This window comes from Streptomyces sp. NPDC002838, assembly GCF_040295365.1.
Taxonomy (GTDB): Bacteria; Actinomycetota; Actinomycetes; order Streptomycetales; family Streptomycetaceae; genus Streptomyces.
This window is the reverse complement of the sequence record NZ_JBEOVF010000014.1, coordinates 156,210-170,038: the sequence shown is the minus strand read 5'-3', so window position 1 is coordinate 170,038 and position 13,829 is coordinate 156,210. Positions and strand designations below refer to the sequence as shown.

10 protein-coding genes and 1 tRNA gene are annotated in these 13,829 nt (G+C 70.9%); 4 read left to right on the top strand and 7 right to left on the bottom strand.

What is annotated here, in order from left to right:
- Window positions 1-117 precede the first annotated feature (117 nt).
- Together ABT063_RS20290 and ABT063_RS20285 are read left to right on the top strand one after the other, a co-directional pair.
- Window positions 118-2,316 (top strand): elongation factor G-like protein EF-G2, encoded by a 2,199-nt coding sequence (locus tag ABT063_RS20290; RefSeq protein ID WP_351058735.1) that lies wholly within the window; start codon window positions 118-120, stop codon window positions 2,314-2,316.
- 205 nt (window positions 2,317-2,521) lie between these two features.
- Window positions 2,522-4,183, top strand: coding sequence for an AbeC-like domain-containing protein (locus ABT063_RS20285; protein WP_351058734.1), 1,662 nt, complete (start codon window positions 2,522-2,524; stop codon window positions 4,181-4,183).
- Window positions 4,184-4,215: 32 nt separating this feature from the next.
- On the opposite strand, the gene ABT063_RS20280 is transcribed toward ABT063_RS20285, so the two are convergent.
- The 4 genes from ABT063_RS20280 to ABT063_RS20265 form a co-directional block, all read right to left on the bottom strand.
- Window positions 4,216-4,764: an HIT family protein gene (locus tag ABT063_RS20280; protein WP_351058733.1), complete on the bottom strand. Its 549-nt coding sequence runs from the start codon at window positions 4,762-4,764 to the stop codon at window positions 4,216-4,218.
- 90 nt (window positions 4,765-4,854) lie between these two features.
- Window positions 4,855-6,831, bottom strand: a complete 1,977-nt coding sequence (gene thrS / locus ABT063_RS20275) for a threonine--tRNA ligase (RefSeq protein WP_351058732.1) — start codon at window positions 6,829-6,831, stop codon at window positions 4,855-4,857.
- A 122-nt stretch (window positions 6,832-6,953) separates the two neighbouring features.
- Window positions 6,954-8,180 carry a hypothetical protein gene (locus ABT063_RS20270; protein WP_351058731.1) on the bottom strand — a complete coding sequence of 409 codons (1,227 nt, stop codon included), beginning with the start codon at window positions 8,178-8,180 and terminating at the stop codon, window positions 6,954-6,956.
- Complete coding sequence (locus tag ABT063_RS20265) at window positions 8,177-8,743, bottom strand: DUF4365 domain-containing protein (RefSeq protein WP_095754396.1); 567 nt, start codon at window positions 8,741-8,743, stop codon at window positions 8,177-8,179. The genes ABT063_RS20270 and ABT063_RS20265 overlap by 4 nt, the downstream gene beginning before the upstream one ends.
- 191 nt (window positions 8,744-8,934) lie before the next feature.
- On the opposite strand from ABT063_RS20265, the gene ABT063_RS20260 reads away from it, so the two are divergent.
- Entirely contained in the window at window positions 8,935-9,663 is a 729-nt protein-coding gene (locus ABT063_RS20260) for a 3'-5' exonuclease (protein WP_351058730.1), read from the top strand.
- A gap of 53 nt (window positions 9,664-9,716) precedes the next feature.
- Here the strand turns inward: ABT063_RS20260 and ABT063_RS20255 are convergent.
- Both ABT063_RS20255 and ABT063_RS20250 read right to left on the bottom strand, forming a co-directional pair.
- Window positions 9,717-9,788, bottom strand: a tRNA-Val gene (locus ABT063_RS20255).
- Window positions 9,789-9,827: 39 nt separating this feature from the next.
- Window positions 9,828-10,274 carry an SRPBCC family protein gene (locus ABT063_RS20250; protein ID WP_351058729.1) on the bottom strand — a complete coding sequence of 149 codons (447 nt, stop codon included), beginning with the start codon at window positions 10,272-10,274 and terminating at the stop codon, window positions 9,828-9,830.
- Between the two features lie 95 nt (window positions 10,275-10,369).
- On the opposite strand from ABT063_RS20250, the gene ABT063_RS20245 reads away from it, so the two are divergent.
- The gene (locus tag ABT063_RS20245; protein ID WP_502990847.1) at window positions 10,370-12,793 is read left to right on the top strand and encodes an SCO7613 C-terminal domain-containing membrane protein; all 2,424 of its coding nucleotides are present in this window, start codon (window positions 10,370-10,372) and stop codon (window positions 12,791-12,793) included.
- Here ABT063_RS20245 and ABT063_RS20240 read toward each other — a convergent pair.
- On the bottom strand, window positions 12,790-13,689 hold the full coding sequence (locus ABT063_RS20240) for a helix-turn-helix domain-containing protein (RefSeq protein ID WP_351058759.1): 900 nt from the start codon (window positions 13,687-13,689) through the stop codon (window positions 12,790-12,792). The genes ABT063_RS20245 and ABT063_RS20240 overlap by 4 nt on opposite strands.
- Between the last annotated feature and the right edge of the window lie 140 nt (window positions 13,690-13,829).

Genomic DNA, 13,829 nt, shown 5'->3' with positions numbered 1-13,829 from the left:
CCGTGACGGGAGTGGAAAGCTCGAAGAACAACCGCGGGCGTCGCCGGAGCCGCCACCGCACGCGGATCCCGCGTGTCCGCGCCCACAGTGACCTCACCGTGCACGGGAGGCAAGGCCATGGGCGACAAGGCGAACGCACACCCCGGAGCCGCCGGCAGGGCAACAGCGGCCGACCACCCCGCGTCCGTACGGAATGTGGTGCTGGTCGGCCACTCCGGTTCCGGCAAGACGACTCTGGTGGAAGCTCTCGCGCTGACGGCGGGAGCGGTGAACCGGGCGGGCCGCGTGGAGGACGGCGGCACCGTCTCCGACTACGACGAGATCGAGCACCGGCAGCAGCGCTCGGTGCAGCTCTCCCTGGTACCCGTCGAGTGGGACGGGTACAAGATCAATCTTCTCGACACCCCCGGATACGCCGACTTCGTCGGAGAACTCAGGGCCGGTCTGCGAGCGGCGGACGCGGCCCTTTTCGTCGTCTCGGCCTCCGACGGGGTGGACGGCTCGACCCGCATGGTGTGGGAGGAGTGTGCGGCCGTCGGCATGCCGCGCGCGATCGTCATCACGCACCTGGAGTCCGCCAGGGCGAACTTCGAGGAGATGACACGGACCTGCGCGGAGGCCTTCGGCGGCGACGACCCCGACGCCGTACTACCGCTGTACCTGCCGCTGCGCGGCCCGCAGGCGCCGGACGGGCACGCGCCCGTCACCGGGCTGATCGGCCTGCTGTCGCAGAAGCTGTTCGACTACTCGACCGGGGAACGCAAGGAGTCCGAGCCGGGCGAGGACCAGCTGCCGCTGATCGAGGAGGCCCGCAACCGGCTGATCGAGGGGATCATCTCCGAGAGCGAGGACGAGACCCTCATGGACCGCTACCTCGGCGGTGAGGAGATCGACTTCAAGACGCTGGTGGAGGACCTGGAGCGAGCCGTCGCGCGCGGCGTCTTCTTCCCGGTCCTGGCTGCCGCCCCCGCGGCCGAGGGCGCCCGGCAGGGGCTCGGCACGGTCGAGCTCCTCGAGATGGTCACCCGCGGCTTCCCGACGCCGCTGGAGCGCGAGGCGCCGAGGGTCACCACGGTCGACGGCAAGCCGCGCGAGCTGAAGCTGTGCGACCCGGACGGGCCGCTGGTCGCGGAGGTCGTGAAAACCTCGTCCGACCCGTACGTCGGCCGGGTCTCGCTGGTACGGGTCTTCTCGGGCACCCTGCGCCCCGACGAGACCGTCCACGTCTCCGGGCACGGGCTCGCCGACCGGGGCCACGAGGACCACGACGTCGACGAGCGGATCGGCGCACTGTCCGGGCCGTTCGGCAAACAGCAGCGGGTGCTGACGCATTGCATCGCGGGCGATCTGGCCTGCGTGGCCAAGCTGAGCCGCGCGGAGACCGGGGACACCCTCTCGGCCAAGGACGATCCGCTGCTCATGGAGCCGTGGGAGATGCCCGATCCGCTGCTGCCGCTCGCCATCCAGGCGCACAGCAAGGCGGACGAGGACAAGCTCTCCCAGGGCCTGTCCCGGCTGGTCGCCGAAGACCCGACCATGCGGCTGGAGCAGAACCAGGACACCCACCAGGTGGTGCTGTGGTGCCTGGGCGAGGCACACGCCGACGTGGCGCTGGAACGGCTGCGCAGCCGGTACGGCGTGCAGGTCGACGTCGTCCCGCACAAGGTCTCCCTCCGGGAGACGTTCGCGGCGAAGTCGGCGGGCCGCGGGCGCCATGTGAAGCAGTCCGGCGGACACGGGCAGTACGCCATCTGCGAGATCGAGGTGGAACCGCTGCCGGGCGGCTCGGGCATCGAGTTCGTGGACAAGGTCGTCGGCGGCGCGGTGCCGCGCCAGTTCATCCCGTCCGTCGACAAGGGCGTAAGGGCACAGGCGGCCAAGGGAGTCGCCGCGGGCCATCCGCTCATCGACATCCGGGTCACTCTGCTCGACGGCAAGGCGCACTCGGTGGACTCCTCCGACGCCGCGTTCCAGACAGCCGGCGCACTCGCCCTGCGGGAGGCGGCGGCCGACGCGAGGATCCATCTGCTGGAGCCGGTCGCCGAGGTGAGCGTCCTGGTCGGCGACGACTACGTCGGCGCCGTGATGAGCGACCTGTCCGGGCGGCGCGGCCGGGTGCTGGGCACGGAACAGACCAGCGGCGGCCGCACGCTGGTGCGCGCCGAGGTGCCCGAGATCGAGATCGGCCGGTACGCCGTCGATCTCCGGTCCCTGTCCCACGGCACGGCACGCTTCAGCCGCCGGTACGCGCGGCACGAGCCGATGCCGCCGCAGATCGCAGAAAGGATCCGTGAAGAGGCGCGCGACGGCTCATAGTTGGCGCCGGGCGCACGACAAGTGGCGTTCGGCGCCCGGCAAGTGGCGTTTGCGGAACGCTCCCCTCCCAATCGGCGGGCGGCTTCGGCCGTCCGCCGACGGATGTCGGTGCCTGCGGATACGCTGAAGACCTGATCAACAGGTGTGCGAAGCACGGAAGTCGGGAAGGCCGCATGAGCAGAACCTGCGGCGATCGGGGGCGGGAATGACCGTTGAGAGCGGTTACGCGGACATCTTCGGTCCGCAGGTGCCGCGCACGGGCGACGGCGGCCAGACGCCGACCTTCGCGCTGGCCTCGGCGGCCTATCGGGACAATCCGGTGGAGGAGATCCTCAAGGCCAACAACGAATGGCACGAGTCGACCGTCAAGGGCGGCCGCAGGTGGGCGAAGATCTTCCGGCCCAACCTGGGCGAGGCCTTCTCCGGGGCCGTGGTCGCCCGCATGCTGGGAGCCGGCCGCAAGCCGCTCATCCAGTCCTTCGGCGCCGAGCCGCAGGTCGTGGTCGACCACTGCCTCGCGGCGAACAACATCCGCAGGGACCGCGACAACCTGCTGACCATCGTCATGGTGCTGTGCGGTCTGCTGTTCCTGCCCGGGCTCCTCGTGTGGCTGCTGGTCTTCCAGATCCGCACCACCATCGCCAAGAACGAGAACAAGCAGGCCGGAGCACTCGCCACGGCGCTGCTCGTCGGGGTGGGCGCCCTCGCCGTGATCTTCCTGGTCCGCATGCCGTTCTCGGGATTCTGGGGCTGGTACGCGGGCGGGTCGATCGTCATGCCGGTCGTCGGCTGGTTCTGGGCCAAGCAGATCTGCGAACGCACGGCGAAGGACCTGCGGGAGCGCTGGGGCAGCCTGCTGGCCGGCAGCAGCGTCGGGGCCAAGGTGCCCGAGGCGGTGCCGACCAGCCCCCGCGAGACCGCGGCCGAGCAACTGCGCCAGTCCCTGGCGAAGCTCAGCGCCGAGCAGCAGTCCAACTCCGTGTTCTACGCCGGGCCCAAGGGCATACTCGGCATGGGCACGCGCTGGGGCAGCTGGCAGCTGGCCGAGGACCTCGTGTCGGCCGATCCCACCCGCGAGATCCATCCCTTCCGCAGCTGGGACGTCATTCGCTCGATCCACGACCAGCTGCGCATGCTGGAGCGCGGGCCACTGAACTCCGGCGGCTTCCCGAAGCCGTCGATACGGCACTGGATCGTCACGCCGATCGCGGAGGGCGCGACGGAGGTGTCCCGGCCGGAGGGCACGGACGTCGAGGCCTACCAGGTCAAGTCGCACGCCATACAGGACATCTGCAACAAGCAGCAGTTCGGCGCCGGTGACCGGCACTACCTGGGCGTGCAGTGGACGCTGTGGGACGGGCAGCTGGTGATCACCATGCTGATCACGGTGACCGTGCTGCACGAGACGCTGCGCATCGAGGTGACCGGGCACGCGCTGGGCCCGGTGCACGGGCTGTTCACCTCGAAGCCGGCGGCCAAGGAGAAGGAAGTCCAGAAGTCGCTCAAGTTCTGGGAGACCCGGAAGGTGAAGCTCCCGCTGGTCGACGCGGACGAGGTGGTCCGCCTGGCGGCCCGGGCGCCCCTCACCTGGTATCCGCCGCTGCTGAACTGGCTGGGCGGCTCACTGGCCCTCCCCGAGCCGTTCGGGCTGCGGCACGCCTGGGCGGACAAGCCGTGGCGGCACCGCTTCATGGCCGACGACGCGCTGCGCGCGGCCACGCCGGTGCTCCGGGTGGTGCACTCGGCGGCGATCCGGGTCCTGGAGGAGAACGGCGTGGACACGGAGAAGTTCGGCACGCGGTCGGCGTTCCTCAGCACGGCTGTGCAGGATGTGGCGCCGAGGAAGGCCGACCTGTACGACGCGTAGGTCTGGGGGCCCGCGCCCCCAGCCCCCCGGCATCAGGCCGTCGGCCAGACCTCCGCCAGCATCTTCCGGGTGTCCGCCAGCAGCTGCGGCAGCACCCTGGTGTGGCCGACCACCGGCATGAAGTTCGTGTCGCCGCCCCAGCGCGGGACGATGTGCTGGTGGAGATGGGCGGCGATGCCGGCGCCGGCCACGGAGCCCTGGTTCATGCCGATGTTGAAACCGTGGGCGCCGGAGGCGGTCCGCAGGGCCGCCATCGCCTGCTTGGTCAGGGCGGCGAGCTCCGCCGTCTCCGCGTCGGTGAGGTCCGTGTAGTCGGCGACGTGGCGGTAGGGCACGACCATCAGGTGACCGCCGTTGTACGGGTAGAGATTGAGCACCGCGTAGACCTGCTCACCACGCCTGACGATCAGCCCGTCCTCGTCGGACTTGGCCGGCAGCGAGCAGAAGGGGCAGCCGTCTTCGGCACCGGGGCCGGTCGGCTTGTTCTCGCCCTGGATGTAGGCCATCCGATGGGGCGTCCACAGACGCTGGAACGCGTCCTGGATCCCCACTCCCCACTGCTGCTCCGGCTCACTCGTCATGCGTGCAGCATATGGCGTCCCATTAGGGGGTAGGGAAAGGCCCCCGGGTACAAACCCGGGGGCCACAGCCCCGCAGCGGCGGGGAGCACGTCATACCTGAACGCGACGCTCCACCACATCAACGAGCTTCGCCAGCGCTTCGTCACGCGGAATGCCGTTCTCCTGCGACCCATCGCGGTAGCGGAACGACACCGTGCCCGCGTTCATGTCATCGTCACCGACGATGATCATGAACGGGACCTTCTGCTTCTGCGCGGTCCTGATCTTCTTCTGCATGCGGTCCGACGACGAGTCGACCTCGACCCGCAGCCCCTTCGCCTTCGCCTCGGCGGCGAACTTCTCCAGGTACTCGACATGCGCGTCGCCCACCGGGATACCGACCGCCTGCACCGGAGCCAGCCACGCCGGGAACGCACCCGCGTAGTGCTCCAGCAGCACCGCGAAGAACCGCTCGATGGAGCCGAACAGCGCGCGGTGGATCATGACCGGCCGCTGCTTGGAACCATCGGGCGAGGTGTACTCCAGCTCGAAGCGCTCCGGCAGGTTGAAGTCGAGCTGGATCGTCGACATCTGCCAAGTGCGGCCGATGGCATCGCGCGTCTGGACGGAGATCTTCGGCCCGTAGAAGGCGGCGCCACCCGGGTCCGGAACCAGCGGCAGCCCCTGCTTCTCGGCGACCTGGCGCAGTGTCTCGGTCGCCTCCTCCCAGACCTCGTCGGAGCCGACGAACTTCTCCGGGTCCTTGGTGGACAGCTCCAGGTAGAAGTCGGTCAGACCGTAGTCCCGCAGCAGGTCCAGGACGAAGGTGAGCAGCTTGTCGAGCTCCTCGGACATCTGCTCACGCGTGCAGTAGATGTGCGCGTCGTCCTGGGTGAAGCCGCGGGCCCGGGTCAGCCCGTGCACGACACCCGACTTCTCGTACCGGTACACGGTCCCGAACTCGAAGAGACGCAGCGGCAGTTCACGGTACGAACGGCCACGCGCATCGAAGATCAGGTTGTGCATCGGGCAGTTCATGGGCTTGAGGTAGTAGTCCACGCCCTCGTCGAGCTGCATGGGCGGGTACATGCCGTCGGCGTACCAGTCCAGGTGTCCGGACGTCTCGAAGAGCTTCCCCTTCGTCGCGTGCGGGGTGTAGACGAACTCGTAGCCCGCCTCCTCGTGGCGGCGCCGCGAGTAGTCCTCCATGACCCGGCGGACGATGCCGCCCTTGGGGTGGAAGACGGCGAGGCCGGAGCCGATCTGCTCGGGGATGGAGAAAAGGTCGAGCTCGCTGCCCAGCTTGCGGTGGTCGCGCTTCTCGGCCTCGGCGAGGAAGTCGAGGTGCGCCTTCAGCTCGTCCTTGGTCGGCCAGGCGGTGCCGTAGATGCGCTGGAGCATCGGGTTCTTCTCGCTGCCCCGCCAGTAGGCGGCCGCGTTGCGCATCAGCTTGAACGCCGGGATGTTCCGGGTGGTGGGCAGGTGGGGACCGCGGCAGAGGTCCTTCCAGCACAGGTCACCGGTCTTGGCGTCCAGGTTGTCGTAGATCGTCAGCTCACCCGCGCCGACCTCGACGTCCGCGCCGTCGTCCGAGGAGGCCGAGCCCTTGAGGCCGATCAGCTCCAGCTTGTACGGCTCGGACGCCAGCTCCTCACGGGCCGCCTCGTCCGTCACCACACGGCGCGAGAAGCGCTGCCCGCGCTTCTGGATCTCCTGCATCTTCTTCTCGATGGCCTTGAGATCCTCGGGCGTGAACGGCTTCTCGACGTCGAAGTCGTAGTAGAAGCCGTCCTTGACCGGCGGGCCGATGCCCAGCTTGGCCTCGGGGAAGAGCTCCTGCACGGCCTGGGCCATCACGTGCGCGGTGGAGTGGCGCAGGATGTTGAGACCGTCCTCGGAGGAGATCTCGACGCCCTCGACCTCCTCGCCCTCGGACAGGACGTACGACAGGTCCTTGAGCTCGCCGCCCACACGCGCGGCGATGATCGAGCGCTCGCCGGCGAAGAGGTCCGCGGCCGTAGTGCCCGTCGTCACCACGCGCTCTTCCCGCTCGGAATCGCGTTGGATGATCACACGGACGTCTGACACCGGTCTCTCCTGACTGAAGGTGGGGTGCGGCGCCATACCTGGAGCGCGCGCATTACGGGATCGTACCGACCCCGGACCCTCGACCGCGAAACGGATGAGCTCCGCCCCGGCCTCCCCTCGCCTCAGTCTCCTCCGCAGGCCTCCTCGAAGAAGTCCAGATCCTCCTGCAGCGACTTCATCAGCCGGTCCCGCTCGGCCTCGTCCACCTGCACCGGTACGACCGCGGAGACCCCCGTCAGCTTGCGGAACCCGCCCCGGCTCTCCAACCGCCCGTGCACCCGCACCGGCAGTCCGACCAGGTGTGCGTGCCCAGCGATGCGGTACGCCTCCTCGTCCAGCGTCAACCGGACGTGCGGGACTTCGGCCCCGGCCAGCACCCGCAGCCGTACGGCACCTTCCCCGCGCGGCCCCGACCTGCGCATCCGCACCACGGCGCCGGTGATCCGGACGGGCACGGACGGCTCCTCGCGCAGGTACCGGGCCCCGGCTTCACGCAGTACCGGAAGGTCTCCGGGCGAGAACTCGACGGGATCGCCGCCCGCCGCGCAGTCCTCCGGAACACCGGCCGCCGGCGCCCACTCCACGGCGATGCGCGCCCCCTCCGTACCGCGCACGAGGGCGATCAGCGCCTCGGTGAGCTCGCGACTGACGCCCGCCTCGACGGCGCCGTCGAAGGCGTCCATGCCGCCGGTGGCCCGCTGGTAGTCGATGGCCTCGCGGGCGGCGTACAGGGCCTGGTGCAGGCGTACGGCGAGCGGTCGGCCGGTGCCGACCGGCACGAAGGCGGTGAGGCGACGGCCGCCGGCCGCGGAGCCGACGAGGACGTTGTCCAGGGACGCGGCGGCGGTGCGCCGGTACCGGGCGCCGTAGTAGCCGGCACGCACGCGCGTGGCGAGCGCGCCGGCGAGCAGCATCTGGCGGGCGGCGGCGCGCAGCTGTTCCTCGACGGTCCAGGGGGCGGCACCGCCCGGCCCGGTCGGCACATCGCGCCACCAGCGGATCTCGTCGCTGGGCACGGCGAGGGAGACCAGCACCTCGCGCGCGGAGGGCGTGCCGCTGCGGGACAGCGCGAGGAGCGCCTCGCCGAGCAGGTCGTCGCTGTCGGGGAAGGCGCGGCTCTCGGGCACCAGCAGACTCGTCCCGCCGCCGCCCGGGCCGGGCGGGGTCCAGCGGCCGTAGCGTCCGGCCGCTCCCCCGCGCCGCTGCCAGCCGTGCCGGTGCAGCAGGGCGCTGAGCACGGCCGGGTCGACCTCGCCGGGGTCGGGAGGACGGTTCCAGGCGACGGCGGCCTGGTCGACGGGATGCGGTCGCACGGGCCGCAGTGGCTCCTGAAGCGGGCGGTGCGTCATGGTCTGCCTCCGGTCCCGACCCGGGTCATGATCTCGCACAGCGCCCGGTCGTCGAAGATGCGCGAGGTCGGTATCCGCACGGTGGTCCGGTTCCGGCCCGTGACGGGCTGACCGGCGAGGTTGGTCCAGTAGCAGCAGTGCCTGAGGTCGAGCCGGTCGTGGCTGGCGCGCAGCCAGTCGTCCTGGGACCTCGGCACGAGCATCACCACGAGGATCTTGTGGACCGAGACCGGGGTGCGGGCGAGCTTGCGCAGGTGGTCGTTGTCGAGCGTGAAGGAGAAGGTGCGGCCGGGTGGGTTCGGCGGGATCTGGTACGTGCACTTGAGCTGCACCTTGATGGTCACCTCGTCGTCGACGGTGTGTCCGGGTGCGCTGTGGCTGACGTGCCAGTCGATGCCGTTGTCCGGAAATGGCTGGGACAGCGAGCAGCCGGCGGCTGCCGCGACCGCGTGCAAGTAGCCCACCTGCAAGGTCTCCATGCAGGCGGTGGTGGCGAGTGTGCCGCGATGGGGGCCCGTTCGTTCGGGCAGCAGCCCGCCCCGCTCGGGCTGCGCTATCGCCATGACCAACAGCCTTCCCAGCCAAGTGAATTGCCCACACCGGGGCCGAGTGGATCCCACGTCGGGTCACTGAACTGCGAAGACCCGTACTCCTGTTGTGTCCTTCCGGCGTACGGCGCAAACAGCCCGGGTATCACCAAACGGGCAGAAGACGGGACGTCAGCTGCCGTGGGTGAACGAGGGGTTGTGGTGGTATGACGTGCTGGTACGAAGGGGCCCTGGCCGCTTTCGACACAGAGACCACGGGTGTGGACGTCGAGGCCGACCGGATCGTGTCGGCCGCCGTCGTCGTCCAGGACGCACCGGGGGCCCGGCCGCGGGTGAGCCGGTGGCTGGTGAACCCGGGTGTGCCGGTGCCCGCCGCGGCGACGGCGGTGCACGGGCTGACGGAGGAGCATCTCCGGCTCAACGGCCGCTGGCCGGCGCCGGTGATGTACGAGATAGCCGAGGCGCTGGCGGAGCAGGCCGCGGCGGGCCGTCCGCTGGTGGTGATGAACGCGCCGTTCGATCTGACGCTGCTGGACCGCGAGTTGCGCCGCCATCGTGCCTCGTCCCTGAGCGGCTGGTTCGAGACGTCGCCGCTGTTGGTGCTCGACCCGCGGGTCCTGGACAAGCACCTGGACCGCTACCGCAAGGGCCGCCGCACCCTCACCGACCTGTGCGCGCACTACGGCGTCTCGCTGGAGGGCGCGCACGACGCGGCGGCCGACGCACTGGCCGCGCTGGACGTCGTACGGGCGGTGGGGCACCGTTTCGCGGCGCGGCTGGAGCGCCTGTCCCCCGCCGAACTGCACACCCTGCAGGCGGTGTGGCACGCGGCGCAGGCGCGGGGCCTGCAGGCGTGGTTCGCGCGCAGCGGCACGGAGGAGGCGGTGGATCCGGCGTGGCCGCTGCGTCCGGATCTGCCGGCGGCAGCCGCTTAGCGAGCCAGGTGCACAAAAAAGCCGGTCCGCTGTGGCGGACCGGCCTTTCCCGGTGGGCGATACTGGGTTCGAACCAGTGACCTCTTCGGTGTGAACGAAGCGCTCTCCCACTGAGCTAATCGCCCGGGAACGCACTGAACAATACAGGTCCCGGCACGTTTCCTTCAAACCGCTTCCAAGTGCGCGGCCAGTCCTCGCCGTCCGGCTCGCATCATCAGCCAGTGGTTGGCCCGGAAGACCGGCCGCCCCGGTACGGCGAGGCGCCTCAGCAGCGGTTTGTTCACGTCGACGACCTGGTCGTAGCGGGCCAGGCTGCCGCTGCCCCGAGCGGTGACCGTCCAGCGTGCCCAGCCGTCGATGTCCCCCGACATGGCGATCTCCAGGGTCCCGGCCACCGGATCGCGCCGTACCTCGCGCGCGACGAAGGTCATGTCGTACGGCAGGAGGGAGCGGATCGTGACCACACCGCTCGTGTCGTCGATCTGGTTCATCTCACGCACCTGCCGCCACCAGCACGGATAGTCCTCTGCCCGCTCCAGGGCGTCGTACACGGCGGCGGGCCGCGCGGGCAGCGACCACAGGCTGCGGAAGCGGTAATGGGTCCAGTCCATGGGCGGAGTCTGCCCAGCATGGGGGCACATATCTGAGTACGTCCTGAGTATCCGCACTCATGCCGTACGGCGTGACCCAGACCACACTCCAAGGCATGACGCAGATCCCACCCCCGGCCGAGGAGTTGCGGCTCCTCGACGCCGAGTTGTGGCAACTGGACGCCCGGCGGGCCCAGTTGCTGGCACGACGTGCCTGGCTGCTCGCGGCCCTGCACAGGGCGCAGCCGGCTCCCGTGGCACCGCCCCGCCCGGAGGCGGCCGCACCCAGCGTGCAGAACGTGCTCCTGCTGCTCGGTGGTGTCCTGCTCACCATCGCGGCGGCGGTGTTCACCCTGGTCAGCTGGGGTCATCTGGGGATCGCCGGACGGGCGCTGGTGCTCGGCGCGGTCACGCTGGCCGCGCTCGCGGTGCCGGCCGTGCTGCTGAAGCGGGGGCTGCGCTCGACGGCCGAGTCGGTGGCGGGCCTCGGGCTCGCGCTGACGGTCCTCGACGCCTATGCCCTGCACGAGGTCGCTCTCGCGGGGACGGACGGGGCGGGGTACGCGGCGGTCGCGTCGGCGGTGCTGGGGGCGACCTGGCTGGCGTACGGCCTGCTGCCGGGTACGGCCGGGCTGCGGCTGCCCCTCCCCGCCGCGCTGGCCGCGGCCCAGCTTCCGTTGCTCCTGTGGGCACTGGCCGCCGGCGCCGATCCGTACGGAATCACAGCCGCACTGCTGGTGACGGCCGGGGTCGACACGGTGGTGGCGCTGCGGGTGACGGCCGGGTCCGTACGCGCCGTCGGCGCCGTCGGCGCGTACGGCATGGGTGCCCTGGGCGTACTGACCGCCGGCTGGCTGTCCTGGACGGCCACCGGCCCGAGCGCCGCCGCCCGTCCGGCGGCGCTCCTCACCCTTGGGGCGGCGATCGCGCTGGGCGCCGCGTGGCACGGCGGGCGTACGGCTGTGCGTGAGACCGGCGACCCGGAGGGCGGTGCGCACGCCCCTGGACAGAAGCACTCACTCGGCCTCGCCATCACCTCCGGGCTGCTCATGGTGGCCGCGCTCGGCGGTCCGGCGCGCTCCGTGCTGCCGGAGATGTGGACGGTTCCGGCTCATCTCGCCTGCGGGATCGCCCTGTTGGCGACGGTACTGGCCGGTCGGCTGCCGGATGCGGTGCGGCAGGGCCTCGCCCGGGCCTCCGGTGCCGTACAGGCGCTGGCCGTGCTGTGGGCGCTGCCCGTCGTCGGGGTGGCGGTGCTGGGGCCGGCCGGCTGGGCGGAGCACGCCTGGACCGGTACGCCGTCGGACGTCCGTGCCGCCGTGACGGTCGAGGCGCCCTGGCCGCCGGACGCGGCGGCGGCTCCCGTCGTGCTGGCGGCCGTGGCGGCCGTACTCGCCCTGGCGGTCCGTGACACGGCCTGGCGTTCTCGGGCCCGGACCGGCACCCTGGGTCTGATCTGGGCCACGGCGCTCGTCCTTCCGGCGGTCCTCGAACTTCCCTACTCCGGCGGGCTGCTGGTTCAGGGCATGACGACAGCCGGAGCGCTCGCGGCAGCGGCGTACGCACGTGAGGCCACGCCTGACACCGAAGGACGTCGGCTCACCGCCCTCGTCCTCGCCCTGATCACCTCTTTCAGCCTCGCCCTCCTCTCCCTCGCCTCCCAGACCGCGACCCTCGTCGTGCTCTGCGCGCTGACGGCACTGTTCGCGTCGGCCTCGTGGCGGGCACACCTCGCCCCCGTCACGGCCCCGGCCGCGCTCGCGTACGCCGCGGCACTGGCCTCGGCGACCGGCGCCGCCGCGGACTGGCAGCCGCAGTACACCGCCCTGCTGGTCCTGGCGGTCCCGGTGGCGGCGGCCTTGCTCGCGGCACGGCTCGGCGACTCCCGGGCCGCGGTCCCGGTCGAGGTCGCGGGCGCGGCAGCCGGGCTGCTCGCCATCGGTCTGGCCGCAGGCGATCCGCCGATGCTCGCCCTGGTCCTCGCGCTCTGCGCAGTGATCACCGCGGGCACGGCGATCCGCCCCGGCCGCCGCCTCCTCGCCTACGCGTCCGCGGCCCTTTTCGTCCTGGCCACCTGGGTACGCCTGGCGTCCTGGGACGTCGACACTCCGGAGGCGTACACGCTCCCGGTCACCGTCCCGGCACTGCTCGTCGGCGCCCTGCGCAGGCACCGCGACACGCAGGCCTCCTCCTGGACGGCGTACGGCCCCGGACTCGCCGCCACCCTCGTGCCGAGCCTCGTCACGGCCTGGGGCGACCCGCACTGGACGCGCCCGCTGCTGCTGGGCGCGGCGGCGCTGCTGGTCACCCTGCTGGGCGCCCGGCATCACCTCCAGGCGCCGCTGCTGCTCGGCGGCTCGGTGCTCGCCCTGGTCGCGCTGCACGAACTCGCCCCGTATCTCGTACAGGTGACCGGCGCGCTGCCCCGCTGGGTGCCTCCCGCCCTCGCCGGACTCCTGCTGCTCGCACTCGGTGCGACGTACGAGCAGCGGATCCGGGACGTCCGACGGGTGCGGGAGGTCCTGGGGAGGATGAACTAGTGACCTGAGTCGGAGATTCGTCGGCAGTAGGAGGCGGCTTTGTCGAGGATCTCGTCGGCGGTTTTCGTCCAGGCGAAGGGCCAGGGGTGCTCGTTCCAGGCGGCGAGCCGGTCGCGGATGTCGCGTTCGAGGGCTTGGACGGAGCGGTGGACGCCTTGCTTGAGCTTCTTCTGGGTGAGCTCGGCGAACCACCGCTTCACCAGGTTCAGCCAGGACGAACTCGTGGGCCTGAAGTGGAGGACCTCGTGAACTCGACGGCCCGGCGGCGCCGGTGCAGGGAAACCGATCACCTTGCCGGTGGCGGCCTCCGGGGCGGCGAACAGGGTGGTGGTGCCGGCGCGGACATAGTCGTGGCTGCGGCGTTCGGGGACGCCGGGAACCATCGGCAGCACGGGCTCGGACCGGTCGAGGGCCTGGATCTGCGACTTCTCGTCCACGCACAGGACCAGCGCCTTCTCCGGCGGGTCGAGGTAGCGGCCCACGACGTCTCGGACCTTGTCGATGAACAGCGGGTCGGTGGACAGCTTGAACCAGTGGGCGGCGTTCTTCGGTGTCTCCTGCAGCGTCTTGACGATGACCCGCTCGGCATCCGCGTCGGTGATCCTCCACGGGACACCGGGCCGGGGTTCGTCGCACAGGCCGTCCAGCCCACGCCCGAGAAAACGCCGACGCCAGGTGCGGACCGTGTCCGCAGTGATCCGCAGCAGGCGCGACACCTCCATGATCGAGTGCCCCTCGGCGCACTCCAGCACGATCCGCGACCGCAGGGCCAGAGCCAGAGCCTGAGCCGTCGTGCGGCGACGCACCCAGCCCTCCAGCACAGCCCGTTGGGCATCGGTCACCGACAACGGCGGAATCTTCGGCCCCGGACGACTCCTGCCAAACCAACGACGAATCTCCGACTCAGGTCACCAGCGCCTGCCGTTTGGATCACGCCGCAGACACGGGGTCTGGCACGCCCATCTGCCGCGTTGTCGTCGGTCGCCGACTCCCCATCACGTCGACTCCCTCCTCCGCCTTGCAGCTGCACGTACCA